This is a genomic window from [Empedobacter] haloabium (assembly GCA_008011715.2).
GTDB lineage: Bacteria > Pseudomonadota > Gammaproteobacteria > Burkholderiales > Burkholderiaceae_D > Rugamonas > Rugamonas haloabia.
On the sequence record CP136508.1, the window covers coordinates 1,594,061 to 1,618,553 of the forward strand.

Here is a 24,493-nt window from a genome sequence, read left to right on the forward strand (position 1 = left end):
CTGCCGCCGATTCACGAAACGCTCATCCCATGCAGTTCGACGTACGTACCCTGTCGCCCGACATGGCGATCGGCCACATGGTGGTCGATGGCCGTGACGAAGCCGATGCCCGCCGGCAGGTGGAAGCGCGTGGCCTGTTCGTCAGCAGCATCCGCCCCGTGCGCGGCGCGTTCAAACCGGGCAAGGGCAAGGCGCTCTCGCTGGTGCTGTTCAGCCAGGAACTGCTGGCGCTGCTGAACGCGGGCCTGGGCGTCGTCGAGGCGCTGGAGGCCCTGCTGGAAAAAGAGGCGACCCCGGCCACGCGCGGCGTGCTCGAGCGCCTGCTGGCCGGCCTGCGCGAGGGCCAGCGCTTCTCCACCGTGCTGGCCGAGCAGCCGCAGCTGTTCCCGCCGCTGTACGTCGGCATCGTCAAGGCGGCCGAAGGCACCAGCGACCTGCCGCGCGCGCTGGCGCGCTACATCGACTACCAGCAGCGCATCGATACCGTGCGCGCCAAGATCGTCAGTGCCGCCATCTATCCCTGCATCCTGCTGCTGGTGGGCGGCGGCGTGTCGATGTTCCTGATCGGCTATGTGGTGCCCCGTTTTGCCGAGGTGTACCAGGGCGCCGGGCGCAACCTGCCGTGGATGTCGCAGGTGATGCTGTCCTGGGGCCAGTTCGCCGGCAACCACACGGGCGCCCTGCTGGGCGGCCTGGCGCTGGTGCTGGGCGGGATCGCCTACACGGTGCGGCGCCTGATGGCCAACGGCGGCTTCGTGCGCCTGCTGGGCCGGCTGCCCGCGGTGGGCGAGCGCGTGCGCATCTATGAGTTGTCGCGCCTGTACCTAACCCTGGGCATGCTGACCGAGGGCGGCATCACCATCGTGCAGGCGATCGAGACCGTGCAGGGCATGGTGTCGGCCAACGTCAAGAGCGGCCTGCAACTGGCGCGCCAGGCGGTGGAGGCGGGCCTGCCGCTGTCGACCGCGTTCGAGGCCAACGCCTTGACGACGCCGATCTCGCTGCGCATGCTGCGGGTGGGCGAGCGCACCGGCGACATGGGCCCGATGCTGACCCAGTCGGCCGCCTTCTACGACGGCGAGATCAGCCGTTGGATCGACCGTTTTACGCGCACCTTCGAGCCGCTGCTGATGGCCGGCATCGGCCTGATCGTGGGTGCCATCGTGGTATTGCTGTATATGCCTATTTTTGACCTGGCTGGAGAAATGTCGTGAACGATCCGGTCATCCACCCCGTCCCGGCCGCCGACCTTGCATTGGACCATGCATTGTTGGCGCGGGCCCGGGTCCAGCAGGCGCACTCGAAGCGCACGCTGGTGGAAGAACTCGAAAGCCTGACGGGCATGGAGCCGCGCCTCGTCGTGCGCGCGCTGGCCCAGCCGTTCGGCCTGGCCGTGCTGGAAACGGTGGAGATGCTGGCCTACACGCCCGCGTTCGAGCTGCTGCCGCTGGGCCAGGCGATGGCGAAGAAATGCGTGCTGCTGCGCGGCCATGACGGCGTGGTCGTCGGCGTCATCTCCGACCCGTTCGACCTGGACCTGCAGACGTGGCTGGGCACCCAGGCGCGCGCCAGCGCCCACGCGCCGCTGCAGATGCGCCTGGCGCTGCAGGCCGACATCGCCGCCTACCTGTCCAAGCAGGAGGAATCGGCGCGCGCGACCGACTCGCTGCTGCCCGGCGGCGACAACTCCCGCCGCGACGGCAAGACGGCCGCCGTGCTGTCGTTCGCCTCGGTGTCGGAGGCCGCCAGCCCGGCCGTCCGGCTGGTCAACTCCACCCTGTACGACGCCTTGAAGGCGGGCGCCTCGGACATCCACCTGGAAAGCACGGCGGGTGGCCTGGCGGTCAAGTACCGTGTCGACGGGGTGCTCGATCACGCCACGGCGGTGAACGGCATCGAGGTCGCCGAGCAGATCATCTCGCGCCTGAAGGTGCTGGCCGAGCTGGACATCGCCGAGCGGCGCGTGCCGCAGGACGGCAGCTTCCGTGTCGAATCGGGCGGCCGCGAGATCGACCTGCGGGTGTCGATCATGCCGTCGATCCACGGCGAGGACGCCGTCATCCGTATCCTGGACAAGCGCGCGATGATCGAGTCCTACGGCTCGCTGTCGCTGGAAGCGCTGGGCTTCGACGCGCCGTCGCTGGCCTCGCTGCGCACGCTGGCGCAGGAAGCCTACGGCATGCTGCTGGTGACGGGACCGACGGGCTCCGGCAAGACCACCACCCTGTACGCGGCGCTGACGGAAATCCACAACGGCCGCGAGAAGATCATCACCATCGAGGACCCGGTCGAGTACCAGCTGCCGGGCATCCTGCAGATCCCGGTCAACGAGAAGAAGGGGCTGACCTTCGCCAAGGGCCTGCGCTCGATCCTGCGCCATGACCCGGACAAGATCATGGTGGGCGAGATCCGCGACCGCGAGACGGCGGAAATCGCCGTGCAGTCCGCGCTGACGGGCCACCTGGTGCTGACCACGGTGCACGCCAACAACGTATTCGACGTGTTCGGCCGTTTCACCCACATGGGCATCGACCCGTACGCATTCGTGTCGGCCCTGAACGGCATCTGGGCCCAGCGCCTGGTGCGCATCAACTGCCCGCACTGCGCGGCCGAGTACACGCCGAGCGACGAGGAACTGGCCAGCGTGGGCCTGGCGCGCGCCGATGTATTCGACTACCAGTTCAAGGAAGGCAAGGGCTGCGGCGACTGCCGCGGCACCGGCTACAAGGGGCGCCGCTCGATCGCGGAGATCCTGACCCTGAACGACGAGATCCGCGAGCTGATCGTGGAAAAGCGGCCGATCCGCCAGATCAAGCAGGCCGCGTACGAAAACGGTACGCGCAGCCTGCGCCAGGCGGCATTGGAACTGGTCAAGCGGGGCGGCACCACGCTGACCGAAATCAAGCGGGTGACCTTGCATGCGTAGATTCCCGGGACAAGCCCTGCGGCTCGGCATTGCCGCCACCGCCGTCAGCCTGCTGCGCACCAGCCGCTGGCACGGCGACAAGGTCGCCGTGCTGGCCGAATACACGCTGCCGGAAGGCGAGCCGGACATCGCCTCCGCCGCCGGCGCCACGATTCTCGCGCAGGCATTGCGCACCTTGCTGGAGGGGCAGGACGTGGCCGGCTGGCCCGTCGCCGTCGTGCTGTCCGACGAGCTGTGCCGCCTGTGGCAGGTCAATCCGCCGCCGGGCGCCGCGCGCCTGGCCGATATCGAGGCCGCCGCCGCGCTGCGCTTCCACGCCCTGTACGGCGAGGCGCCGGCCGCGTGGGCGCTGTCGGCCGACTGGGATGCCAAGCAGCCGTTTCACGCCGCCGCGCTGCCGCGCGCGCTGCTGGCCGTGCTGCAGGCGCTGGCCGACGACAAGGGTTTCCACCTGGTCGAGATCGTGCCGCACTTCGTCACGGGTTGGAACCGCTGGCAGCGCGCGCTGCGCGCCGGCGCCTGGTTCGGCCAGTGGCACGACCGCCTGCTGACCCTGGCCGCCATCGATGAGCAGGGCTTGCGCGCGATCCGCGCCGTGCCGGTGCCGGCGGGTGCCGATCACTATTGGCTGACGCAGATCGTCAACCGCGAGGCATTGCTGCTGGGCCTGCAGCCACCCGCGCTGGTGCAGCTGGCCGGCGCGTTGCCGCCGGCGCTGGCGCGGCCGGCGCAGCAGGGGCAGGTCGCCTGCAGCCAGCTGGGCGCGGGGCAGGGCACTGGCCTGTCGCCGGCCAGCCAGCTGGCTTGCGCGGGGAGTGCCGCATGAACCGCCTGCGCCCCATCCGTATCGATTTCGCCCCGGGCGGCTGGCGCCGCACGCTGTACCGCCTGCACCCGGCGATGGCCGTGGCGGGTATCGCCGGCCTGCTGTTGTGCCTGGGCGGCGCGTGGAGCGCCATGGACCTGGCCGACCAGCGCGCCGCCCGCGCCGCCCAGCTCGAGCGCTTGCAGGAACGGGCCCGGGTACTGTCGAAGGCGCCCAAGGCCGTGCCGGAAACGGCGATCCCGGAAGCCCAGGCGACCGCCGTCAATGGCGCCATTCTCCAGCTGAACGTGCCGTGGCGCGAGCTGGAGGATGCGCTGGCGGCCGCCACGCCGGCCAATATCGCGCTGCTGGCCTTCGAGCCGGACGCGCGCAAGCACACATTGAAGATCACGGCGGAAGCGCGCAACAGCGACGACATGGTCGGTTACGTGCAGGTGCTGAAGCAGCAGGAGTTCTTCAGCGGCGCCGCGCTGGTGCGCCATGAAATCGAGGAACAGAATCCGGCCAAGCCGCTGCGGTTCCAGGTCGAAGTGCAGTGGAGGGGACGATGAAGGCGATGCCGTCGTATAACGTGGCCGCGGTGCTGCTGGCCATGCGCCTGCGCGTGCTGCGCGCGGGCCCGGCCGCCTGCCTGTGCGCCGCGCTGCTGCTGGCGGGCGCCGCCCTGTGGGCGTGGCTGCTGCCGCAGCAGGCCGCGCTGCGCGAGGAGCTGGCGCGGCCGCTGCCGGCGCCGTCCGCCCTGGTGCAGGCGCCGCCGCCGCCCAGCGCCAACGAGAACCTGGCCGCGTTCTACGCCACGCTGGGCGAAAAACGCCACGCCGAACAGCAGGTCAAGGTGCTGTTCGACCTGGCGGCGAAATCGCAGCTGGTGCTCGACCACGGTGAATACAAGTTCGGCTACGACAAGGCGGCGCGGGTGGCGACCTACCAGGTCATCCTGCCCGTGAAGGGACCCTACCGCAATATCTGGCGCTTCGCGATGCGCGCGCTGGTCGCGCTGCCGTTCGCCGCGCTGGACGAAGTAAGCTTCCGGCGCGACACGATCGCCGATCCGACGGTGGACGCGCGGTTGCGCTTTACCGTGTACCTGAAGGAGGCGCCATGAAGCCGCGCCACCTGCTGATGGGGGCCGCGCTGGTGGCCGCCGCCGGCCTGGTGCTGTTGGGCGATACGACCAGCCCGGAAACGGAAGTGGCCGAACCGGTCGAGCGCGCCGAGCGTCCCGCGCCGCAGCCGGCCGCGCCGGTGCCGGCCGCCGTGCGCGCCGCGCAGGCGGCGGACGCGGGCACGATCCTGCGGCTGGTACCTCGTTCCCAGCTGATCGGCGAGGCCGGCGAGGCGGCGTTCGAGGGCAGCGACCTGTTCGCGGGACAGAACCTGAACCCGCCGCCGGCGCCGTCCAGCGAGCCATCCGGACCGCCACCGCCGCCGCCGGCGCCGACGGCGCCGCCGCTGCCGTTCACGGTGCTCGGCAAGGCACTGGCGGACGGTGCCTACGAAGTCTACCTGGCCCAGGGCGAGCGGACCTACGTGGTGCGCACGAACATGGTCATCGACGGCATGTACCGCGTCGACGCAATCGCGCCGCCGACGCTGACGCTTACCTACCTGCCCCTGAAACAGGTGCAGCAGCTTAATATTGGAGTCATGGATTGATGTCTCGCCAAAAGCCCACCGCAACGGCCCGCCTGCGCCGCACGCTTGCATTGTCCACGATGGTGCTGGCGCTGTCCGGCTGCGCCGCCCAGATGGCGTACCGCGACGCCCGCACCCTGATCGAGAAGGACCAGGTCGAGGCGGGCCTCTTGAAGCTGCAGGAAGCGATCGCGGCCGACCCCGGCAACGCCCAGTATCGCGCCACCTACCTGCAGGCGCGCGACCGCGCGATCATGCGCTACCTGGACCAGGCCGAGCGCCAGACGATCGAGGGCCAGCGCGAGCTGGCGCTGCAGAACATCCAGCGCGTGCTGGCCCTGAATCCGCAGAACGAGCGGGCCCGCAACGCCCTGCGCGCGCTCGACATGGCCGAGCGCCACGAGCGCCTGCTGGCCGACGCCAGGGACCTCGTGGCGAAGGGCGAATTCGACCAGGCCCGCGCCAAGGTGGAGGTGGTGCTGACGGAGAAGCCGGACCAGCCGCGCGCCCGTGCGCTGCAGCGCGAGATCAGCGAGAAGAATCCGCCCGGCGGCGCCGAGAACCAGCTGGCCAAGACGTTCAAGCAGCCGATCACGATCGAGTTCCGCGACGCGCCGCTGAAGCAGGTGTTCGACGTCATCTCGCGCCGTTCCGGCCTGAACTTCGTGTTCGACAAGGACGTCAAGGCCGACGCCCGCACCACCATCGCACTCAGGAACAGCACGGTGGAATCGGCCGTCTACTACCTGTTGATGACGAACCAGCTGGAACAGCAGGTGATGGACGCGAACACGATCCTGATCTACCCGAACATCGCCGCCAAGCTGAAGGAGTACCAGGAAACCGTCATCAAGACCTTCTACCTGGCCAACGCGGAAGCGAAGCTGGTGGCCAACACCCTGAAGACGATCCTGAAGTCGCGCGACGTGGTGGCGGACGAGAAGCTGAACCTCGTCATCATGCGCGACAACGCCGACGCCATCAAGCTGGCCGAGAAGATCGTCGCGCTGCAGGACATGGCGGAACCGGAAGTGATGCTGGAGGTCGAGATCCTCGAGGTCAAGCGCTCGCGCCTGCTGGAGCTGGGCGTGTCGTGGCCGACCAGCGCCACCTTCTCGCCGCTGATCTCCAGCGGCGGCTCGACGCTGACGATCAACGACCTCGACACGCTCAATTCGCGCAGCATTGGCGTCTCGTCGCTGAGCGCGAAGATCACCGCCAACAAGACCGACGGCGACTCGAACCTGCTGGCCAATCCACGCATCCGCGTGCGCAACAAGCAGAAGGCCAAGATCCTGATCGGCGACAAGGTGCCGGTGATCACGACCACGGTCTCGCCCGGCACCGCCGGCTTCGCGCAGGAGAGCGTCAGCTACGTCGACGTCGGCCTGACCTTGAACGCCGAGCCGACCATCTTCCTGAACAACGAGATCGCCATCAACGTCTCGCTGGAGGTGTCGAACATCGTCAACCGCATCGAGACCAAGACCGGCACCACGGCCTACCAGATCGGCACGCGCCAGGCCACCACCGTGCTGCAGCTGAAGGACGGCGAGAACCAGGTGCTGGCGGGCCTGATCAACAGCGAGGACCGCAAGACGGGCACCAAGGTGCCCGGCTTCGGCGACGTGCCGATCCTGGGCCGCCTGTTCGGAACCCAGAGCGACGACAACCAGAAGACCGAGATCGTGCTGTCGATCACGCCGCGCCTGGTGCGCAACCTGCAGCGGCCGCAGGCCGATGCCTCCGAGTTCTCGGCCGGCACGGAAGCGAACTTCCGCCGCAAGCCGGACATCACGGTGCGCGCGCCGGTGCTGATGCCGGGCCGAAACGGCGGCACGCCGGCACTGGAGCAGCCGCAGGCGCCGCAGCCGCCCACGCCGCAGGAGACCGGAACGCCGACCGGCGTGCCGCTGTCGACGTCGCAGCCGGGGCCGGCGAGCAGCGTCACGCAGCCGCCCGCGCAGCCGCAACCGCAACCCCAGTCGCAGCCGCAGTCGCTGATCCAGCAACAGCAGCAACAGCAGCAGCCATCGGCGACGACGCCGACGCCGCCCGCGCAGAACCAGTGATGAACACGGCAGTCCATGCGCGCCGGCGCGGCTTCACGCTGATCGAGCTGCTCGTCACGCTCGCGATCATGGGCCTCCTGGGCGCGCTCGTGATCCCGACGGCGCAGGTGACGATCCAGCGCCGCAACGAGCAGGAACTGCGCGCCTCGCTGCACCTGATCCGCAAGGCGCTGGACGAATACAAGCAGGCCTACGACGACGGCCGCATCGCCAAGACGATCGGCAGCAACGGCTACCCGCGCACCCTGGAGACGCTGGTGGAAGGCGTGCCGGACCTGCGCAACCCGAAGCGCACCAAGGTGTACTTCCTGCGCCGCCTGCCGCGCGATCCGTTCAACAGCGACAGCGAGCTGACGGCGGCGCAGACCTGGGGCAAGCGCAGCTACGCCAGCGAGGCGGAAGACCCGCGCGAGGGCGAGGATGTGTACGACGTCTATTCGACGTCCGACAAGGTGGGCCTGAACGGCATACCGTACCGCAAATGGTGAATGTGGACATGAGCAAGCATAGGGCCAAGGGCTTCACGCTGATCGAACTGCTGGTCGTGCTGGGCATTATCGCGCTGCTGCTGACGCTCGCGGTGCCGCGTTATTTCCCCAGCGTCGACAAGACCAAGGAAACCATCCTGGGCGACAACCTGCGCAACACGCGCGCGGTGATCGACCAGTTCTATGGCGACACCGGCCGTTATCCCGATTCGCTGGAGCAGCTGGTGGAAAAGCGCTACCTGCGCGCGCTGCCCGTGGACCCGATCACGGAGCGCACCGACAGCTGGCAACTGGTGCCGCCGGAAGACCCGAGCAAGGGCGGCGTCGCCGATGTGAAGAGTGGAGCGCCCGGCAATGACCGCAGCGGCAGGCCGTATTCGGACTGGTAGCGGCGTGCGCGGGCCGCTGCGGCCGGCGCGCGGGTTCACCTACGTCAGCGTGATCATCCTGGTGGCGATCATCGGCCTGGTCGCGGCCACCACCATCCGCATCGGCGCGACCATGCAGCGCGCCCAGGCCGAACGCGAGCTGCTGTACATCGGCGAGCAGTTCAGCGATGCCTTGAAAAGCTATGCCGGCGCCACCCCTCAGGGCCAGCCGCAGCAGCCGCCCACGCTGAAGGAGCTGCTGCGCGATCCGCGCTTCCCCGGCACCCGCCGCCACCTGCGCAAGATCTTCATCGACCCGATGACGGGCAAGGCCGAGTGGGGCGTCATCTACATGGGTGACAAGGTCGGGGTGCTGGGCATCTACAGCCTGTCCACGGCCACGCCGATCAAGGTGGGCAATTTCCCGATGCGCTTCCAGGCTTTCGAAGGCAAGCAGAAGATTTCCGACTGGGTGTTTACGTTCAACGGGCAGGAACCGCCGCCGCCGGGCCAGCTGCCGGCCAAGCCGGGCGCCGGCAACCCCATGACGGGCAATCCGATGACGGGCAATCCGATGACGGGCAAGCCCGGCGGCACCGTGGTCGGCACGCCTGCCGGCACGCCGCCGGAGACACCGGTGGCTTCGCCGCTGACGGGCAAGCCGGTCGACCGGCCCGGCACGCCCGCGCCGCCGGTGCAGGAGCCGCCCGCCGAGCCGGAGGCGCCACCCGATCCGGAACCCGATCCGCCGGCCGACCCGACGCCGCAGGAGCCGCCGGAGCCGCCGCCGGCGCCGGCCGAGCCGGCGGAGCCTCCCAACAGCCAGTAGGACAAGCTCCGGGGCAGATGTAGGAATCGCACAACGGTAGTGTTGCGAAAATATCAGCAACGATAAGATTTTTATAACGTGCGTAGGGTTGCTGGAATTTTAATTGTGTTAGGATTCTATCTAGCAGTTGATCACCGACACAGCGACTACCTACTCTCACAAGGATAACTACTCATGAAACTGAAATTCGCCGTAGCAGGCCTGCTGGCCGCAGCATCCTTCTCCGCCCTGGCATCGGACCAGGCCATTGATCTGACCGTCGGTGGCGACAATTTCTTCAACTCCGCCGTTCCTGGCGGTGACGGCGTGCTGTCCGGCGGCGTGGACGTGATCACGTTCGGCGGCCTGGACGCTGGCGTGTACAACCTGGTCGTGACGATCAGCGGCCAGAAGCTGACGTTCGACGCCGCCCTGTCGAACCTGAACGGCGTGACCGGCACCTTCACGCAAGACGGCAAATACCGCTTCTACGGCGTGGAAGCCACCGGCACCAGCCCGTTCACGCTGACCCTGTTCGGCAACGCCGACATCGGCGCCAAGTACAGCGGCGAAGTGACGGTTTCGGCCGTACCTGAGCCAACCACCTACGGCATGCTGCTGGGTGGCCTGGGCATCATGGCCTTCCTGGCCCGCCGCAAGTCCAAGCAAGCGTAATTTCAGCTTCATGCGTAAAAAAACCGCTGCCCCGGCAGCGGTTTTTTTTCGTCTCCAGCGCCGGGTCCGTGTCCCAGCGCTGGGTCAGGCCCCGACCGGGACACGAGCCCGGCCGTATGGCTTCCGGCAGGTCATTTGCCGGTGCGCCGGAAGTCACGCACGCGGAACCCCAGCAGTACCAGCAGGCCGAAATAGACCAGGCCACATACCGCGATCACGCCGGCCAGCGCCCCGGCGCGCCACAGCGGCGTCGCGCGCAGCGCCAGCCAGTCGAACTGCTGGGCCGCGAACCAGCCCGTCACGCCCATCGCCGCCACGGCCACGACCAGCTTGACGAAGAACTTGCCCCAGCCGGGGGAGGGCACGTAGATGCCGCGCTTGCGCAGGCCGATGAACAGGAACAGCGCGTTCAGGCAGGCCGCCAGGCCGATCGACAGTGCCAGGCCGGCGACCTGGATGTAAGGCACGAACACCAGGTTCATCAGCTGCGTCGCCACCAGCACCGCCAGCGCGATGCGCACGGGCGTGCGGATGTCCTGTCGCGCATAAAAGGCCGGCGCCAGCGTCTTGACGAGGATGATGCCGACCAGGCCCGCCGCGTACGCGATCAGCGGGCGCGCCGACATCTCGGCGGCCCGGTCCGAGAATGCGCCGTAGTGGAACAGCGTGGCGATCAGCGGCAGCGCCAGCACGCACAGGCCGATCGCGGCGGGAATCGCCAGCAGCAGGGTCAGGCGCAGGCCCCAGTCCAGCAGCGCGGAATACTCCTCGCGGTCGCCGTCGACATTGGCCTTGGACAGGCTGGGCAGCAGGATCGTGCCCAGCGCCACGCCCAGCAGCGCCGTCGGGAACTCCATCAGGCGGTCCGCATACGTCAACCACGAGATGCTGCCCTGTTCCAGGCGCGACGCGATGCTGGTGTTGATCATCAGGCTGATCTGCGCGGCCGACACGGCAAACACGGCCGGCCCCATCTTCTTCAGTACGCGCCGCACGCCGGGGTCGGACAGGCCGGCGACCGGATTGATCGACAGCCGCGGCAGCATGCCGATGCGCACCAGCGAAGGAATCTGGATGCCGACCTGCAGCAGGCCGCCGACGAACACCGCGATCGCCTGCGCGTACACGGGCTGCTCCAGGTAGGGCGCCAGGAACAGCGCGCCGGCGATCAGCGACAGGTTCAGCAGCACGGGCGTGAACGCGGGAATCTTGAACTGGCGCCAGGTGTTCAGGATGCCGCCGGCCATCGCCACGAACGACATGCACGCGATGTACGGGAACATCAGCCTGGTCATCCAGACGGCCGCGTCGAAGGCGCCCGGGTTCTGCTGCAGGCCGCCGGCGATCAACAGCACGAACAGCGGCGCGCCGACGATGCCGATGGCGCTGACGATCAGGGTGGCCCAGACCAGGCAATTGGCCACGTGATCGGCCAGCGTCTTGCTCGCGTCATGGCCATGCTGGTTCTTGTACTCGGCCAGGATCGGCACGAAGGCCTGCGAGAAGGCGCCCTCGGCGAACAGCCGGCGCAGCAGGTTGGGAATGCGGAAGGCGACGTTGAACGCGTCGGTATAGGCGCCGGCACCGAAGGCGCGGGCAAACAGGGTCTCGCGCAGGAGGCCGGTCACGCGCGACAGCATGGTCATGCTGGAGACGGCGGCAAGGGTTCGGAGTAGATTCATGGTGCGCGATTATAGCCGCGTGGCCCGGCGTAATTGCTGAGATTGCCATTAATCCGGCGTCGCATTGCTGTGAAAGCGGCAAGATTCCCGTTTTTTGAATTGCCCTGACATCAAAAGCTGGATATAATTTAAGGCTGTACAGAATTCAGTGACGCAGACACAGCGAACGGCGGATGGATTGCCGGTTCGCGAGGCACCCGACTCAGGTGGTCTGTACTGAGTGGCCTGCATGGTCAGACAGCTGAACGCACCGGTTTGGCAAACGCTATTGTTTGCAAACGAACTTTGACAACGATTTAGGAAATTCCATGGCAAATACCGCACAAGCGCGCAAACGCGCTCGTCAAGCAGTCAAGCAAAACGCTCACAACTCGGCTCAGCGCTCGACGCTGCGCACCGCCATCAAGGCTGTCCGCAAGGCGATCCAGGCTGGCGACAAGGCTGCTGCAACCCAGGTCTTCCAGGCCTCCGTCTCGACGATCGACTCGATCGCCGACAAAAAGATCATCCACAAGAACAAGGCCGCTCGCCACAAGAGCCGTCTGGCAGCTGCCCTGAAGGCACTGTCCGCCTAAGTTCGCGTGCGGCGGCAATAGCCGCCATACAGGTGCTGAGAAGAGCCCGCCTGGCTATGCCAGAGCGGGCTTTTCGCTTTGCTCGGCCGGCCAGCCCGCCGCCTGCAATCGCCAATCGGGGATAGCCTCTGATTGCGCGATCTGCTAAGTGGAGGCTGTCTCCGGTTTCCAGATTTTGGCACGGTCGTGCGGCAGCCGCGCGGGCCTGATCGCTGGCAACGATTGCAAAGCTGGGGCATAATACGCGCCGTCTTATGTCTTATAGAAGACTTCGATAGCCTGGGTGACGCGCCCGGCGGACCGTGTGGCTGTCAAGGCCGCACGGGGCGGAGTAAAATGAGCGGGGTGTTGGGGTGCGCCACAAGCGTAGACCGGCGGTTATTAATTAGTCTGACAAGTCGCGATACCATTCGCGCAAACTGAGGAAAAATGCATGAGCAGTGAACCGACCATCATCTACACCCTGACCGACGAGGCGCCGCTGCTGGCGACCCACGCCTTCCTGCCCGTCGTCAGCGCTTTCACCAAGCCGGCCGGCATCCGCGTCGAGCAGAGCGACATTTCCGTCGCCGCCCGCATCCTGGCAGCGTTCCCGGAAAACCTGACGCCTGAACAGCGCGTGCCGGACGCCCTGGCCGAACTGGGCAAGAAGACGCTGGAACCGGACGCCAACATCATCAAGCTGCCGAACATCAGCGCATCCGTGGCGCAGCTGCAGAACGCCATCAAGGAACTGCAGGAAAAGGGCTACAACATCCCCGACTATCCGGCCGATCCGAAAACGGACGAGGAAAAGGCCATCAAGGCCCGCTACGGCAAGTGCATCGGCTCGGCCGTGAACCCGGTCCTGCGCGAAGGTAACTCCGATCGCCGCGCGCCGCGCGCCGTCAAGGAATACGCGCGCAAGAACCCGCACTCGATGGCGCCATGGTCGCAGGCTTCGCGCACGCACGTGTCGCACATGACCGGCGGCGACTTCTACCACAGCGAGAAGTCGATCACGCTGGACCGCGCCCGCGAAGTCAAGATGGAACTGATCACCAAGGGTGGCCAGAGCATCGTGCTGAAACCGAAGGTCGCGCTGCAGGACGGCGAGATCATCGATTCGATGTTCATGAGCCGCAAGGCCCTGCTGGCATTCTACGAGGCGCAGATCGAAGACGCGCACCAGACCGGCATGCTGTTCTCGCTGCACGTCAAGGCGACGATGATGAAGGTGTCGCACCCGATCGTGTTCGGCCACTGCGTGCGCATGTTCTACAAGGAAGCGTTCGAGAAGCACGGCGCGCTGTTCGACAGCCTGGGCATCAACGTCAACAACGGCATGGCCGACCTGTACAACAAGATCGCCAACCTGCCGGCCTCGCAGCGCGACGAGATCGTGCGCGACCTGCACGCCTGCCAGGAACACCGTCCGGAACTGGCGATGGTCGACTCGGCCAAGGGCATCACCAACTTCCACTCGCCGAACGACGTGATCGTCGATGCGTCGATGCCGGCCATGATCCGCTCCGGCGGCAAGATGTACGGCGCCGACGGCCGCCTGAAGGAAGTCAAGGCCGTGATCCCGGAAAGCACGTTCGCCCGCATCTACCAGGAGATCATCAACTTCTGCAAATGGCACGGCGCCTTCGACCCGCGCACGATGGGCACGGTACCGAACGTGGGCCTGATGGCCCAGCAGGCCGAGGAATACGGCTCGCACGACAAGACCTTCGAAGTGCCGGAAGACGGCGTGGCCAACATCACCGACCTCGCCACCGGCGAAGTGCTGATGAGCCAGAACGTGGAGAAGGGCGACATCTGGCGCATGTGCCAGGTCAAGGACGCGCCGATCCGCGACTGGGTCAAGCTGGCCGTGACGCGCGCGCGCAATTCGGGCATGCCGGCCGTGTTCTGGCTGGACCCGTACCGTCCGCACGAAAACGAACTGATCAAGAAGGTCAACACGTACCTGAAGGATCACGACACGACCGGCCTGGACATCAAGATCATGTCGCAGGTACGCGCCATGCGCTACACGCTGGAGCGCGTCGCGCGTGGCCTGGATACGATCTCCGTGACCGGCAACATCCTGCGCGACTACCTGACCGACCTGTTCCCGATCATGGAACTGGGCACCAGCGCCAAGATGCTGTCGATCGTGCCGCTGATGGCCGGTGGCGGCATGTACGAAACGGGCGCCGGCGGTTCGGCACCGAAGCACGTGCAGCAGCTGGTCGAGGAAAACCACCTGCGCTGGGATTCGCTGGGCGAGTTCCTGGCGCTGGCGGTCAGCCTGGAAGACCTGGGTCTGAAGACGGGCAACGGCAAGGCCAAGGTGCTGGCCAAGACGCTGGACGCGGCCACCGGCAAGCTGCTGGACAACCGCAAGTCGCCGTCGCCGAAAACCGGTGAGCTGGACAACCGCGGCAGCCAGTTCTACCTGTCGATGTACTGGGCGCAGGAACTGGCCGCGCAGACCGAAGACGCCGAACTGGCCGCCAAGTTCGCGCCGCTGGCCAAGACGCTGACGGAAAACGAAGACAAGATCGTCGCCGAGCTGCTGGCCGTGCAGGGCAAGCCGGCCGACATCGGCGGCTACTACAAGGCCGACGACGCCAAGGTGAAGGCCGTGATGCGTCCGAGCGCGACGTTCAACGCGGCGCTGGAAACCATCGCCTGAGCTTGAACGCGTAACAAAAAAACCGCGGCTGCGAGGCCGCGGTTTTTTTTCGCCTACGGGACGCCGGAAAGACCGGGGTCAGGCACCTATCTGAGGGTCGGAGACCCTCAGATAGGTGCCTGACCCCATGGGTCTCATCAGCCGTTAGTAGTAACCTCCACAAACTCCCCCGGCATCAAGGGATGCGAAGCCAGCGAAAACGCCCCGATACTGCTGCGCACCAGCCGCAGGGTAGGGTAGCCGACGGCGGCCGTCATGCGCCGCACCTGCCGGTTCTTGCCCTCGGCCAGCGTGATGGCCAGCCAGCTGGTGGGCTTGTCGGCGCGCGCGCGGATCGGCGGGTTGCGCGGCCACAGCCACTCCGGTTCGGCGATGCGCACGGCGCGGCAGGGCTGCGTGACGAAATCGCCCAGGTCCAGCGGCGCCTGCAGCCGTGCCAGCGCGGCGGCGTCCGGGATGCCGTCCACCTGCACCAGGTAGGTCTTGGCCTCCTTGTGGTCGGGATGGGCGATGCGGTGCTGCAGCTTGCCGTCGTCGGTCAGGAGCATCAGGCCTTCGCTGTCCGCGTCCAGGCGGCCGGCCGGATAGATGTTGGGAATGGCCAGGTAGTCGGCCAGCGTGGCGCGGCCGTCCTGCGGCGAGAACTGGCACAGCACCTGGAACGGCTTGTTGAAAAGGATGAGTGGCATGGAGGGCGTCAAACGGATTCGGAAAACACGGGCGCCGCGACCATGGCTGTCCGCTGCATAGTGGTGCATAATGCAAGACATGCCTGCTCAGTCTCAAGAGCATCGGCCGCGACTCGTGCTGCTGCGCGCATTGTAATCCAGGCGCCCGCGCGGCCGGGCGCGCGGCCGAGCCGCACCAAGCCCTGACTAATGGAGAACACGATGTACCAACATATCAAAGTACCCGCCGACGGCCAGAAGATCACCGTCAACGCCGATTTCTCGCTGGTCGTGCCGGACCAGCCGATCATTCCGTTCATCGAAGGCGACGGCACGGGTATCGACATCACCCCGGTGATGATCAAGGTGGTGGACGCGGCCGTGGCCAAGGCCTACGGCGGCAAGAAGAAGATCAGCTGGATGGAAATCTACGCGGGCGAGAAGTCGACCACCGTGTACGGCCCGGACGTGTGGCTGCCGGAGGAAACCCTGCAGGTGCTGAAGGACTACGTGGTGTCGATCAAGGGCCCGCTGACGACGCCGGTCGGCGGCGGCATCCGCTCGCTCAACGTGGCGCTGCGCCAGGAGCTCGACCTGTACGTCTGCCTGCGCCCGGTGCGCTACTTCGCCGGCGTGCCGTCGCCGGTGAAGGAACCGCACAAGACCGACATGGTGATCTTCCGCGAGAACTCGGAAGACATCTACGCCGGTATCGAATACCAGGAAGGTTCGGACAACGTCAAGAAGCTGATCAAGTTCCTGACCGAGGAAATGGGCGTCAAGAAGATCCGCTTCCCCGAAACGTCCGGCATCGGCATCAAGCCCGTTTCGCGCGAAGGCACCGAGCGCCTGGTGCGCAAGGCGATCCAGTACGCGATCGACAACGACAAGCCATCCGTGACGATCGTCCATAAGGGCAACATCATGAAGTACACGGAAGGCGGCTTCCGTGACTGGGCCTATGCGCTGGCGCAGAAGGAGTTCGGCGCGGAGCTGATCGACGGCGGCCCATGGTGCAAGTTCAAGAATCCGAAGACGGGCAAGGACATCGTCGTCAAGGATTCGATCGCCGACGCATTCCTGCAGCAGATCCTGCTGCGCCCGGCCGAGTACAGTGTCATCGCCACCCTGAACCTGAACGGCGACTACATCTCGGACGCGCTGGCGGCCCAGGTGGGCGGCATCGGCATCGCGCCCGGCGCCAATATGTCCGACTCGGTGGCGATGTTCGAGGCCACCCACGGCACCGCGCCGAAGTACGCCGGCAAGGACTACGTCAATCCGGGTTCGCTGATCCTGTCTGCCGAGATGATGCTGCGCCACATGGGCTGGACCGAAGCGGCCGACCTGATCATCGCGTCGATGGAAAAAGCCATCACGTCGAAGAAGGTCACGTACGACTTCGCGCGCCTGATGGAAGGCGCGACGCAGGTGTCGTGCTCCGGCTTCGGCGACGTGATGATCGAGCAGATGTAATTGGAACACCGGGCCTGAGCCTCGCAACAGCCCTGCGCCGTCACGGGAAGCAGGGCTTTTTTGTGCCCGCCGCATCTACACAGGAGAGCTGTCATGAAAACCATCGGACTGATCGGCGGAATGAGCTGGGAATCGACGGTGCCGTACTACCGTCAGATCAACGAGACCGTGCGCGAACAATTGGGCGGCCTGCACTCCGCGAAGATCGCGCTTGTCAGCGTGGACTTCCACGAGGTCGAGGCGCTGCAGCGCGCGGGCGACTGGGACGCTGCCGGCGTGCTGCTGGCGCAGGCCGCGCGCAACGTGGCCGCCGCCGGCGCCGACTTCATCGTGCTGTGCACGAACACGATGCACAAGGTCGCGGGCGCCATCGAGGCGGCCGTCGACATCCCGCTGCTGCACATCGCCGATCCCACGGCAGCGGCGATCCGCGCGGCCGGCTGCACGACGGTGGGCCTGTTGGGCACGCGCTTCACGATGGAGCAGCCGTTCTACCGCGAACGGCTGGGCGAGCACGGGCTGGAAGTGGTCACGCCGGAGCAGGAAGACCGCGAGATCGTCCACCGCATCATCTACGAGGAGCTGTGCCTGGGCCGCATCGAGCCGGCATCGCGCACGGCCTATCGCCGCATCATGGAAAACCTGGCCGCGCGCGGCGCCCAGGCCATCATCCTGGGTTGCACGGAGATCACCTTGCTGGTCAACGGCTACGACGCGCCGGTGCCGCTGTTCGACACGACGGCCATCCACGCCCGCCACGCCGCGCTGCACGCCATCGGCGCCGCGTGAGGCCCCGCTCGCGGGCATCTGTCGCGTGAAGCAGCGGGGACAGGTGCCTGTCCCCTTGGGTTTCCAGCCGGACGGGCAGTAAGCGCAACAACTGTTATTGTGCGATAGTCCCGCCCTTGCAAACCGCTATCGTCCACCATGCCCGATTTCGTTCCGTCCGCCGTCCCTGCCGATGCGGTCTACCGTACCTTCTTCGACCAGGCCACCCACTTCGCCGGCCTGATGACGCTCGACGGCACGATGATCGACGTCAACCGCATCTCGCTGGAGGCGGGCGGCCACCGCCGCGAGGACATCATCGGCCGCCGCTTCTGGGACTGCGCCTGGTGGCGCCGTTCGCAGGCCGTGATGGACGAGGTACGCGCCTGCACCCTGCGGGCCGCCGCCGGCGCCACGGTCCGGTGCGAGCTGCCGTATCACCGTGAAGACGAACGCACCTGCTGGACCGACATCGTGTTCGCGCCGGTCACCGACGGGGCCGGCGCGGTGCAGTACGTCGCCGCGACGGGCGCCGACATCACGGAACGGCGCCAGGTCGAGGCGCGCCTGCGCCTGCTCGACACCATCGGCGAAGCCACCCGCGTGGCGACCGATGCGCGCGCCATCATGGCCGAGGCCACGCGCCTGCTGGGCGAGCACCTGGGCGTGACGCGGGTCGCGTATGCCGACGTGGAGCCGGACAACGACCGCTTCACGATCCGCCATGACTGGACCGTGCCGGGCGCCATCAGCACGGCCGGCGTGTACTCGCTTGATTTGTTCGGCTCGCGCGCCACGTCCAATCTGCGCGTGGGCCGCACCCTGCTGATCAACGACGTCGACCGCGAACTGGCGCCGGGCGACGGCGATGGCATGTTCAACGCCATCGGCATCAAGGCCATCATCTGCTGCCCGCTGGTCAAGGGCGGCGCGCTGGTGGCGATGATGGCGGTGCACCAGCAGCAGCCGCGCAACTGGACGACGGACGAAATCGCGCTGGTGGAGGCCGTGGTCGAGCGCTGCTGGGCGCACATCGAGCGGGTCCGTTCGACCGAGGCGCTGCGACAGGCGGACCGCCACAAATCCGAATTCCTTGCCACGCTGGCGCACGAACTGCGCAACCCGCTGGCGCCGATCAGCAACGGTCTCGAACTGCTGCGCCTGGGCGCCGAGCGCGGCGCCGACATGCGCCACGTGCGCGACATGATGACGCGACAGGTGAACCATATGGTCCACCTGGTCAACGACCTGCTGGACATCGCGCGCGTCTCCAGCGGCAAGATCGTGCTGCGGCGCCAGGTGGCGGACCTGAAGGACGTGATCGCGTCCGCCGTCGAGACCAATCTGCCGGCCTTGCAGGCACCGGGCCACCTGCTGACGGTGGACCTGCCGGACCAACCGCTGCTGGTCGACGTGGACGTGGTGCGCATGAGCCAGGTGCTGGGCAACCTGCTGTCGAACGCGGCCAAGTACACGCCGGCTGGCGGGCGCATCGCCGTGGCGGCGCGCCGCGACGGCAGCAACGTCGTCATCACCGTCAGCGACAACGGCATCGGCATCGCATCCGCGGCGCTCGAAGCCGTATTCGAGATGTTCACCCAGGTGGGGCGCAGCATCGAACGCTCGAAGGGCGGTCTGGGCATCGGCCTGTCGCTGGTGCGGCGCCTGATGACGCTGCATGGCGGCAGCGCCAGCGCGGCCAGCGCCGGCGAAGGGCGCGGCAGCACGTTCACGCTGCGCCTGCCGGTCGCCGGCCAGCCCGCGCAGGCCCTTCCTGTCGGGGCGGCCGCAGAGAGCGACGCGGCACCGGCCGGTGGCACGGCCGGCGCCCCGCTGCGCGTGCTGATCGCGGACGACAATGTCGATGCGGCCAACACCCTCGATGCGCTGCTGCGCCTGGCCGGCCACGACACGCGCGTCGCGCACGACGGGGCGGCGGCGCTGGCACTGGCCGAGAGCTTCCGGCCCCAGCTGGCCTTCCTCGACCTGGGCATGCCGCGGCTGGACGGCTACGAGACCGCGCGTCGGCTGCGCGAGCTGCCGCATATGGCGGATTTGGCACTGGTAGCCTTGACAGGGTGGGGCGCCGCCGAGGACCGGGCGCGGGCCCGTGCCGCCGGCTTCGACCGGCACCTGCTGAAGCCGGCCGCGCCGGAAGAAGTCGCCGCCGCGCTGGCGCTGGCGCGGGTGGCGCGGGGATAGTACGGACGAAAAAAAACCCCGCGCGGCGGGGTTCTTTCACGTCTGGGGGAGCAGATCAGCTCGCCTGGATGTTGGAAGCTTGCTTGCCTTTAGGGCCTTGCGTGACTTCGAACTGCACCTTCTGACCTTCTTTCAGGGTCTTGAAGCCGTTCATGTTGATTGCGGAGAAGTGTGCGAACAAATCCTCACCGCCATCATCAGGAGTGATGAAGCCAAAACCTTTGGAGTCATTGAACCACTTAACGGTACCTGTTGCCATAAAAAGAACTTTCAAATATTAACGAATCACACGAGCCATAAAAGCAAGAAGCTTCCTGCCCCCTCCTCGACAACTCACTTCTTACCAACATGTACATTTCTGCACGAGTCGATATGGCATTGTTGGCGGAACAATTTTTAATGTCAAGCGCTTTGTACCCGGGCTAGTAAGATTTTTGCAACATGAAAATTGCCCCCAACACTTGATTTCACGGAAGACAGCGCCATCTGCGCCAAGTCGGGAAAGCGCGTAAGATTGAGCACAAACGGAAAGGCACGCCTAAACGGGCGTTGCATCGGTCACGAAAGCATTAGAATATAAGCGTATGGCAACCAAGCATGACACTGAGACCGTCCTGGAGCGACAAGCGCTGAAACCGCCACCCATGTACCAGGTGGCGTTGTTGAACGACGACTACACCCCGATGGAGTTCGTGGTCGCCATCATCCAGGAGTATTTCAACAAGGACCGTGAAACGGCGACACAAATTATGCTGAGCGTGCATCGCTACGGCAAAGGCGTGTGCGGTGTGTTCTCGAAAGATATTGCATCGACAAAAGTGGAGTTCGTTTTAACGCATGCGCGCAAGGCGGGGCACCCCCTGCAGTGCGTGATGGAGGAAGTATGATCGCGCAGGAATTGGAAGTAAGTTTGCACATGGCGTTTGTCGAGGCTCGGCAGGCACGGCATGAATTCATCACGGTTGAGCATCTGTTGCTGGCGCTGCTGGACAATCCGTCGGCGGCGGAAGTGTTGCGTGCCTGCGCGGTCAACATCGAGGACCTGCGCAAGACACTCACCAACTTCATCGGCGACAACACCCCCACGGTCCCTGGCACGGGCGAGGTGGACACCCAGCCCACGCTGGGCTTCCAGCGCGTCATCCAGCGCGCCATCATGCACGTGCAGTCCGCTTCCAACGGCAAGAAGGAAGTGACGGGCGCGAACGTGCTGGTCGCCATCTTCGGCGAGAAGGACTCGCACGCTGTTTACTATCTGCACCAGCAGGGCGTGACCCGGCTGGACGTGGTGAACTTCATCTCGCACGGCGTGCGCAAGGACCAGTCGGGCGACACGGCCAAGGCGTCCGAAGGCGTCGAGGAGGGCACGCAGGCCGAAGGCCAGACCAAGGAAAGCCCGCTCGACCAGTTCACCCAGAATCTGAACAAGTCGGCAGCCGAAGGCAAGATCGATCCGCTGATCGGCCGCGAGGACGAAGTCGATCGCGTGATCCAGATCCTGTGCCGCCGCCGCAAGAACAACCCGCTGCTGGTGGGCGAGGCCGGTGTCGGCAAGACCGCCATCGCGGAAGGCCTGGCCTATCGCATCACGCAGGGCGATGTGCCCGAAGTGCTGGCCAACGCCGTCGTCTACTCGCTGGACATGGGGGCGCTGCTGGCGGGCACCAAGTACCGCGGCGACTTCGAGCAGCGCCTGAAGGCGGTGCTCAAGCAGCTGAAGGACAACCCGAACGGCATCCTGTTCATCGACGAGATCCACACCATCATCGGTGCCGGTTCCGCGTCGGGCGGCACGCTGGATGCATCGAACCTGCTGAAGCCGGCCCTGGCCAACGGCCAGCTGAAGTGCGTCGGCGCGACCACGTTCACGGAATTCCGTGGCGTGTTCGAGAAGGACCACGCCTTGAGCCGCCGGTTCCAGAAAGTGGACGTGAACGAGCCGACCGTCGAGCAGACCGTGCAGATCCTGCGCGGCCTGAAGTCGCGCTTCGAGGAGCACCATGGCGTGAAATATTCGTCGTCGGCGCTGTCGACGGCGGCCGAGCTGGCGGCCCGCTTCATCAACGACCGCCACCTGCCGGACAAGGCCATCGACGTGATCGACGAAGCGGGCGCAGCGCAGCGCATCCTGCCGAAGTCGAAGCAGAAGAAGACCATCGGCAAGACGGAAATCGAGGAAATCATCTCGAAGATCGCGCGCATCCCACCGCAGACCGTCAACCAGGACGACCGCAGCAAGCTGCAGACGATCGACCGCGACCTGCGCAACGTCGTGTTCGGCCAGGACCCCGCCATCGAGGCGCTGGCATCGGCCATCAAGATGTCGCGCGCCGGCCTGGGCAAGCAAGATAAACCCATCGGCTCGTTCCTGTTCTCCGGTCCGACCGGTGTCGGCAAGACGGAAGTGGCGAAGCAGCTGGCCTTCATCCTCGGCATCGAACTGATCCGGTTCGACATGTCCGAGTACATGGAGCGCCACGCCGTGTCGCGCCTGATCGGCGCGCCGCCGGGCTATGTCGGTTTCGACCAGGGCGGCCTGCTGACGGAAGCGATCACGAAGAAGCCGCATGCCGTGCTGCTGCTGGACGAGATCGAGAAGGCCCATCCGGACATCTTCAACATCCTGCTGCAGGTGATGGACCATGGCACGCTGACGGACAATAACGGTCGCAAGGCCGACTTCCGCAACGTGATCATCATCATGACGACCAACGCGGGCGCGGAAGCGCTGCAGAAGGCGCCGATCGGTTTCACGAACACCAAGGAAACCTGCGACGAGATGGCCGACCTGAAACGGATGTTCACGCCGGAGTTCCGCAACCGGATCGATGCGATCATCAGCTTCCGCGCGCTGGACGAGGAAATCATCCTGCGCGTGGTGGACAAGTTCCTGATGCAGCTGGAAGAGCAGCTGCACGAGAAGAAAGTGGAGGCGATCTTCACGGAGAACCTGCGCAAGTTCCTCGCCAAGAAGGGCTTCGATCCGCTGATGGGCGCGCGGCCGATGTCGCGCCTGATCCAGGACATGATCCGCAAGGCGCTGGCCGACGAGCTGCTGTTCGGCCGCCTGGTCACCGGCGGCAAGGTCACGGTGGACCTGGACGAGAAGGACCAGATCAAGCTGGACTTCCCGGAGCCGGATGCCGCGCCGATGCCGCCGCCGGAAACCGTCGAAGTCGAGTAAGCCAAAACCCGCTCTCCCGAGCGGGTTTTTTTGGGGTCAGTCCCCTTCGGGGACAGACCCCAGGTATTTACCCCTGCCGCCGCAAGAACACCACCAGCATACCCAACAACATCCCCACGCCGAGGGGCACGGCCGCCCCCACGGCGTAGCGCCGCCGCCCGGCCCGCGCCTGCGCCGCCAGCGCCGCATCGTCCGGATGGATGTACGTCTCGAACACCGTGCGGTACGTCTCGAAGTCGTCGTTGCGGACCCGTGCTCCCAGCTCGCGCGCCAGCTCGATCATCATGCCCAGCAACTGAAGGCTGGGATTGCTGACCCACAGCTCGCCCACCTGCAGGAACAGCACGTCGGTGTCGCCGCCCCGCGTCGGGTCATACACCCGCGCATCCGCCCGCGCATCGGGCGCCAGCACATAAGGGCTGTGCAAGCGCTGCAACGCAAGCTCCACCTCGGTTGGCGCGATCGGGGCTGGCGCCGCAGCCTGGGTGCGGACGATCGTGATATGGGAACCCATGGTGTCAAAAATATAATATCGGCGAGCAGCTTAACGCTCTCTTAACTTATTCGCAACGTATCTGTTCCTGAACGGCACGGATGTGCAGATTTACAACTGTCGTGCGGCGAGCCGTCCGCGCAAGTGCTGTCGTAGGGCCAGCACTGCCACGCCAGCGGCCAGCAGTGTGGCGCCTGCCGGTTCCGGCACGGCCGGCAGCGTGCGTCCATCCAGTTCGATCGCGTCGAAGGCCATGCCCGTATCGGACGACGCGTCGACCCAGTTGACGACGCCGAACTCGAGCCGGTACTGGCCGCTGGCGGCGATCGTGTAGCGTGCGCCGATCCAGTCGGTCACCCCGCATGGCTCCACGTAACACGTGCCCGAGTCGGGACCCAGCGGGCTCCAGACCGGTGCCGGCCCCAGCACATTGCTGTAGGGCGGGTCGAGCGTGGCGGCCCCGGCCGGCATGCCGAAGCCGGGCACGGCGCCGCCGCCGGGCGACGTGCGCGCCGTGACCAGCATGGCGACCTGGTTGCCGCCCGCGTCCAGCAGGCGCACCCAGCCGTAGTCGCTGAAGTCGCCGCCGTCCGTCGTCACGTAGTTGAGTTGAAAGCTCAACACCTGGCCAGCGCCGGCGGAAAACGCATGCGAGCGCAACAGGCTGCCGTTGAAGGAATCGCGTGGAACGCCGACGCCGGGCAGGCGCACGCCCGCCACCCCATTGTGGTTCGACACCCAGCCGTAGCGCTCGCCGCCGCCGGGTGCCAGCCAGACATCGCCATCGGTTTCGGCGGTGCCGCAGTTGCCCTGGCATTCCCAGCTCGGCGGCAGGCCGGCGTCGAAAACCTGGGCCGCGGCGGGCGATGCCAGCGCCACGCCGGTCGCGACGGTCGCCATCAAACGATAAATGGACGGTTGCATGATCATTTCTCCACGGTGAATTGAGCGGGAACAAAACAATGCATATTTCGTGCCCTGT

General features: G+C 66.2%; 23 protein-coding genes. 18 read left to right on the plus strand and 5 right to left on the minus strand.

Annotated features, from left to right (window positions below; genetic code table 11):
- Window positions 1-29: 29 nt before the first annotated feature.
- The 11 genes from E7V67_006955 to E7V67_007005 all read left to right on the plus strand — a co-directional run bounded on the left by E7V67_006955 (window position 30) and on the right by E7V67_007005 (window position 9,798).
- Window positions 30-1,214, plus strand: a complete 1,185-nt coding sequence (locus E7V67_006955) for a type II secretion system F family protein (protein WUR14843.1) — start codon at window positions 30-32, stop codon at window positions 1,212-1,214.
- Entirely contained in the window at window positions 1,211-2,926 is a 1,716-nt protein-coding gene (locus E7V67_006960; GenBank protein WUR14844.1) for a GspE/PulE family protein, read from the plus strand. The genes E7V67_006955 and E7V67_006960 overlap by 4 nt, the downstream gene beginning before the upstream one ends.
- Complete coding sequence (locus E7V67_006965; protein ID WUR14845.1) at window positions 2,919-3,752, plus strand: hypothetical protein; 834 nt, start codon at window positions 2,919-2,921, stop codon at window positions 3,750-3,752. Before E7V67_006960 ends, E7V67_006965 begins: the two co-directional genes overlap by 8 nt.
- Entirely contained in the window at window positions 3,749-4,303 is a 555-nt protein-coding gene (locus E7V67_006970) for a PilN domain-containing protein (protein ID WUR14846.1), read from the plus strand. Before E7V67_006965 ends, E7V67_006970 begins: the two co-directional genes overlap by 4 nt.
- Window positions 4,300-4,857: a hypothetical protein gene (locus tag E7V67_006975; GenBank protein ID WUR14847.1), complete on the plus strand. Its 558-nt coding sequence runs from the start codon at window positions 4,300-4,302 to the stop codon at window positions 4,855-4,857. The genes E7V67_006970 and E7V67_006975 overlap by 4 nt, the downstream gene beginning before the upstream one ends.
- Complete coding sequence (locus tag E7V67_006980; protein WUR14848.1) at window positions 4,854-5,408, plus strand: hypothetical protein; 555 nt, start codon at window positions 4,854-4,856, stop codon at window positions 5,406-5,408. Before E7V67_006975 ends, E7V67_006980 begins: the two co-directional genes overlap by 4 nt.
- Complete coding sequence (locus E7V67_006985; protein WUR14849.1) at window positions 5,408-7,459, plus strand: hypothetical protein; 2,052 nt, start codon at window positions 5,408-5,410, stop codon at window positions 7,457-7,459. Before E7V67_006980 ends, E7V67_006985 begins: the two co-directional genes overlap by 1 nt.
- On the plus strand, window positions 7,459-7,947 hold the full coding sequence (locus E7V67_006990; GenBank protein ID WUR14850.1) for a type II secretion system protein: 489 nt from the start codon (window positions 7,459-7,461) through the stop codon (window positions 7,945-7,947). Before E7V67_006985 ends, E7V67_006990 begins: the two co-directional genes overlap by 1 nt.
- An 8-nt stretch (window positions 7,948-7,955) precedes the next feature.
- Complete coding sequence (locus E7V67_006995; GenBank protein WUR14851.1) at window positions 7,956-8,336, plus strand: type II secretion system protein; 381 nt, start codon at window positions 7,956-7,958, stop codon at window positions 8,334-8,336.
- A complete protein-coding gene (locus tag E7V67_007000; GenBank protein WUR14852.1) occupies window positions 8,302-9,144 on the plus strand; it encodes a type II secretion system protein in 843 nt (280 codons plus the stop codon). Before E7V67_006995 ends, E7V67_007000 begins: the two co-directional genes overlap by 35 nt.
- 174 nt (window positions 9,145-9,318) lie before the next feature.
- Entirely contained in the window at window positions 9,319-9,798 is a 480-nt protein-coding gene (locus tag E7V67_007005; protein WUR14853.1) for an FxDxF family PEP-CTERM protein, read from the plus strand.
- A 131-nt stretch (window positions 9,799-9,929) separates the two neighbouring features.
- On the opposite strand, the gene murJ is transcribed toward E7V67_007005, so the two are convergent.
- Window positions 9,930-11,480 carry a murein biosynthesis integral membrane protein MurJ gene (gene murJ, locus E7V67_007010; GenBank protein WUR14854.1) on the minus strand — a complete coding sequence of 517 codons (1,551 nt, stop codon included), beginning with the start codon at window positions 11,478-11,480 and terminating at the stop codon, window positions 9,930-9,932.
- 308 nt (window positions 11,481-11,788) lie between these two features.
- On the opposite strand from murJ, the gene rpsT reads away from it, so the two are divergent.
- Window positions 11,789-12,055, plus strand: coding sequence for a 30S ribosomal protein S20 (rpsT, locus tag E7V67_007015; GenBank protein ID WUR14855.1), 267 nt, complete (start codon window positions 11,789-11,791; stop codon window positions 12,053-12,055).
- Window positions 12,056-12,488: 433 nt separating this feature from the next.
- A complete protein-coding gene (locus tag E7V67_007020; GenBank protein ID WUR14856.1) occupies window positions 12,489-14,720 on the plus strand; it encodes an NADP-dependent isocitrate dehydrogenase in 2,232 nt (743 codons plus the stop codon).
- A 137-nt stretch (window positions 14,721-14,857) separates the two neighbouring features.
- Here the strand turns inward: E7V67_007020 and E7V67_007025 are convergent, their stop codons facing one another.
- Complete coding sequence (locus E7V67_007025) at window positions 14,858-15,409, minus strand: pseudouridine synthase (protein ID WUR14857.1); 552 nt, start codon at window positions 15,407-15,409, stop codon at window positions 14,858-14,860.
- Between the two features lie 201 nt (window positions 15,410-15,610).
- Here E7V67_007025 and icd point away from each other — a divergent pair, with 201 nt between their 5' ends.
- From icd to E7V67_007040, 3 genes are all read left to right on the plus strand, one after another.
- Window positions 15,611-16,864, plus strand: coding sequence for an NADP-dependent isocitrate dehydrogenase (gene icd / locus E7V67_007030; GenBank protein ID WUR14858.1), 1,254 nt, complete (start codon window positions 15,611-15,613; stop codon window positions 16,862-16,864).
- 93 nt (window positions 16,865-16,957) lie between these two features.
- Entirely contained in the window at window positions 16,958-17,653 is a 696-nt protein-coding gene (locus tag E7V67_007035) for an aspartate/glutamate racemase family protein (protein ID WUR14859.1), read from the plus strand.
- Window positions 17,654-17,791: 138 nt separating this feature from the next.
- The gene (locus E7V67_007040) at window positions 17,792-19,834 is read left to right on the plus strand and encodes an ATP-binding protein (GenBank protein ID WUR14860.1); all 2,043 of its coding nucleotides are present in this window, start codon (window positions 17,792-17,794) and stop codon (window positions 19,832-19,834) included.
- Window positions 19,835-19,889: 55 nt separating this feature from the next.
- On the opposite strand, the gene E7V67_007045 is transcribed toward E7V67_007040, so the two are convergent.
- The gene (locus tag E7V67_007045; protein ID WUR14861.1) at window positions 19,890-20,093 is read right to left on the minus strand and encodes a cold-shock protein; all 204 of its coding nucleotides are present in this window, start codon (window positions 20,091-20,093) and stop codon (window positions 19,890-19,892) included.
- A gap of 325 nt (window positions 20,094-20,418) precedes the next feature.
- Between E7V67_007045 and clpS the strand changes: the two genes are divergently transcribed.
- Window positions 20,419-20,721, plus strand: coding sequence for an ATP-dependent Clp protease adapter ClpS (clpS, locus tag E7V67_007050; GenBank protein WUR14862.1), 303 nt, complete (start codon window positions 20,419-20,421; stop codon window positions 20,719-20,721).
- Complete coding sequence (clpA, locus tag E7V67_007055) at window positions 20,718-23,018, plus strand: ATP-dependent Clp protease ATP-binding subunit ClpA (protein WUR14863.1); 2,301 nt, start codon at window positions 20,718-20,720, stop codon at window positions 23,016-23,018. Before clpS ends, clpA begins: the two co-directional genes overlap by 4 nt.
- A gap of 67 nt (window positions 23,019-23,085) precedes the next feature.
- On the opposite strand, the gene E7V67_007060 is transcribed toward clpA, so the two are convergent.
- Both E7V67_007060 and E7V67_007065 read right to left on the minus strand, forming a co-directional pair.
- Window positions 23,086-23,532, minus strand: a complete 447-nt coding sequence (locus E7V67_007060; GenBank protein WUR14864.1) for a hypothetical protein — start codon at window positions 23,530-23,532, stop codon at window positions 23,086-23,088.
- Between the two features lie 90 nt (window positions 23,533-23,622).
- Entirely contained in the window at window positions 23,623-24,435 is an 813-nt protein-coding gene (locus E7V67_007065) for an NF038132 family protein (protein ID WUR14865.1), read from the minus strand.
- Window positions 24,436-24,493: the final 58 nt, after the last annotated feature.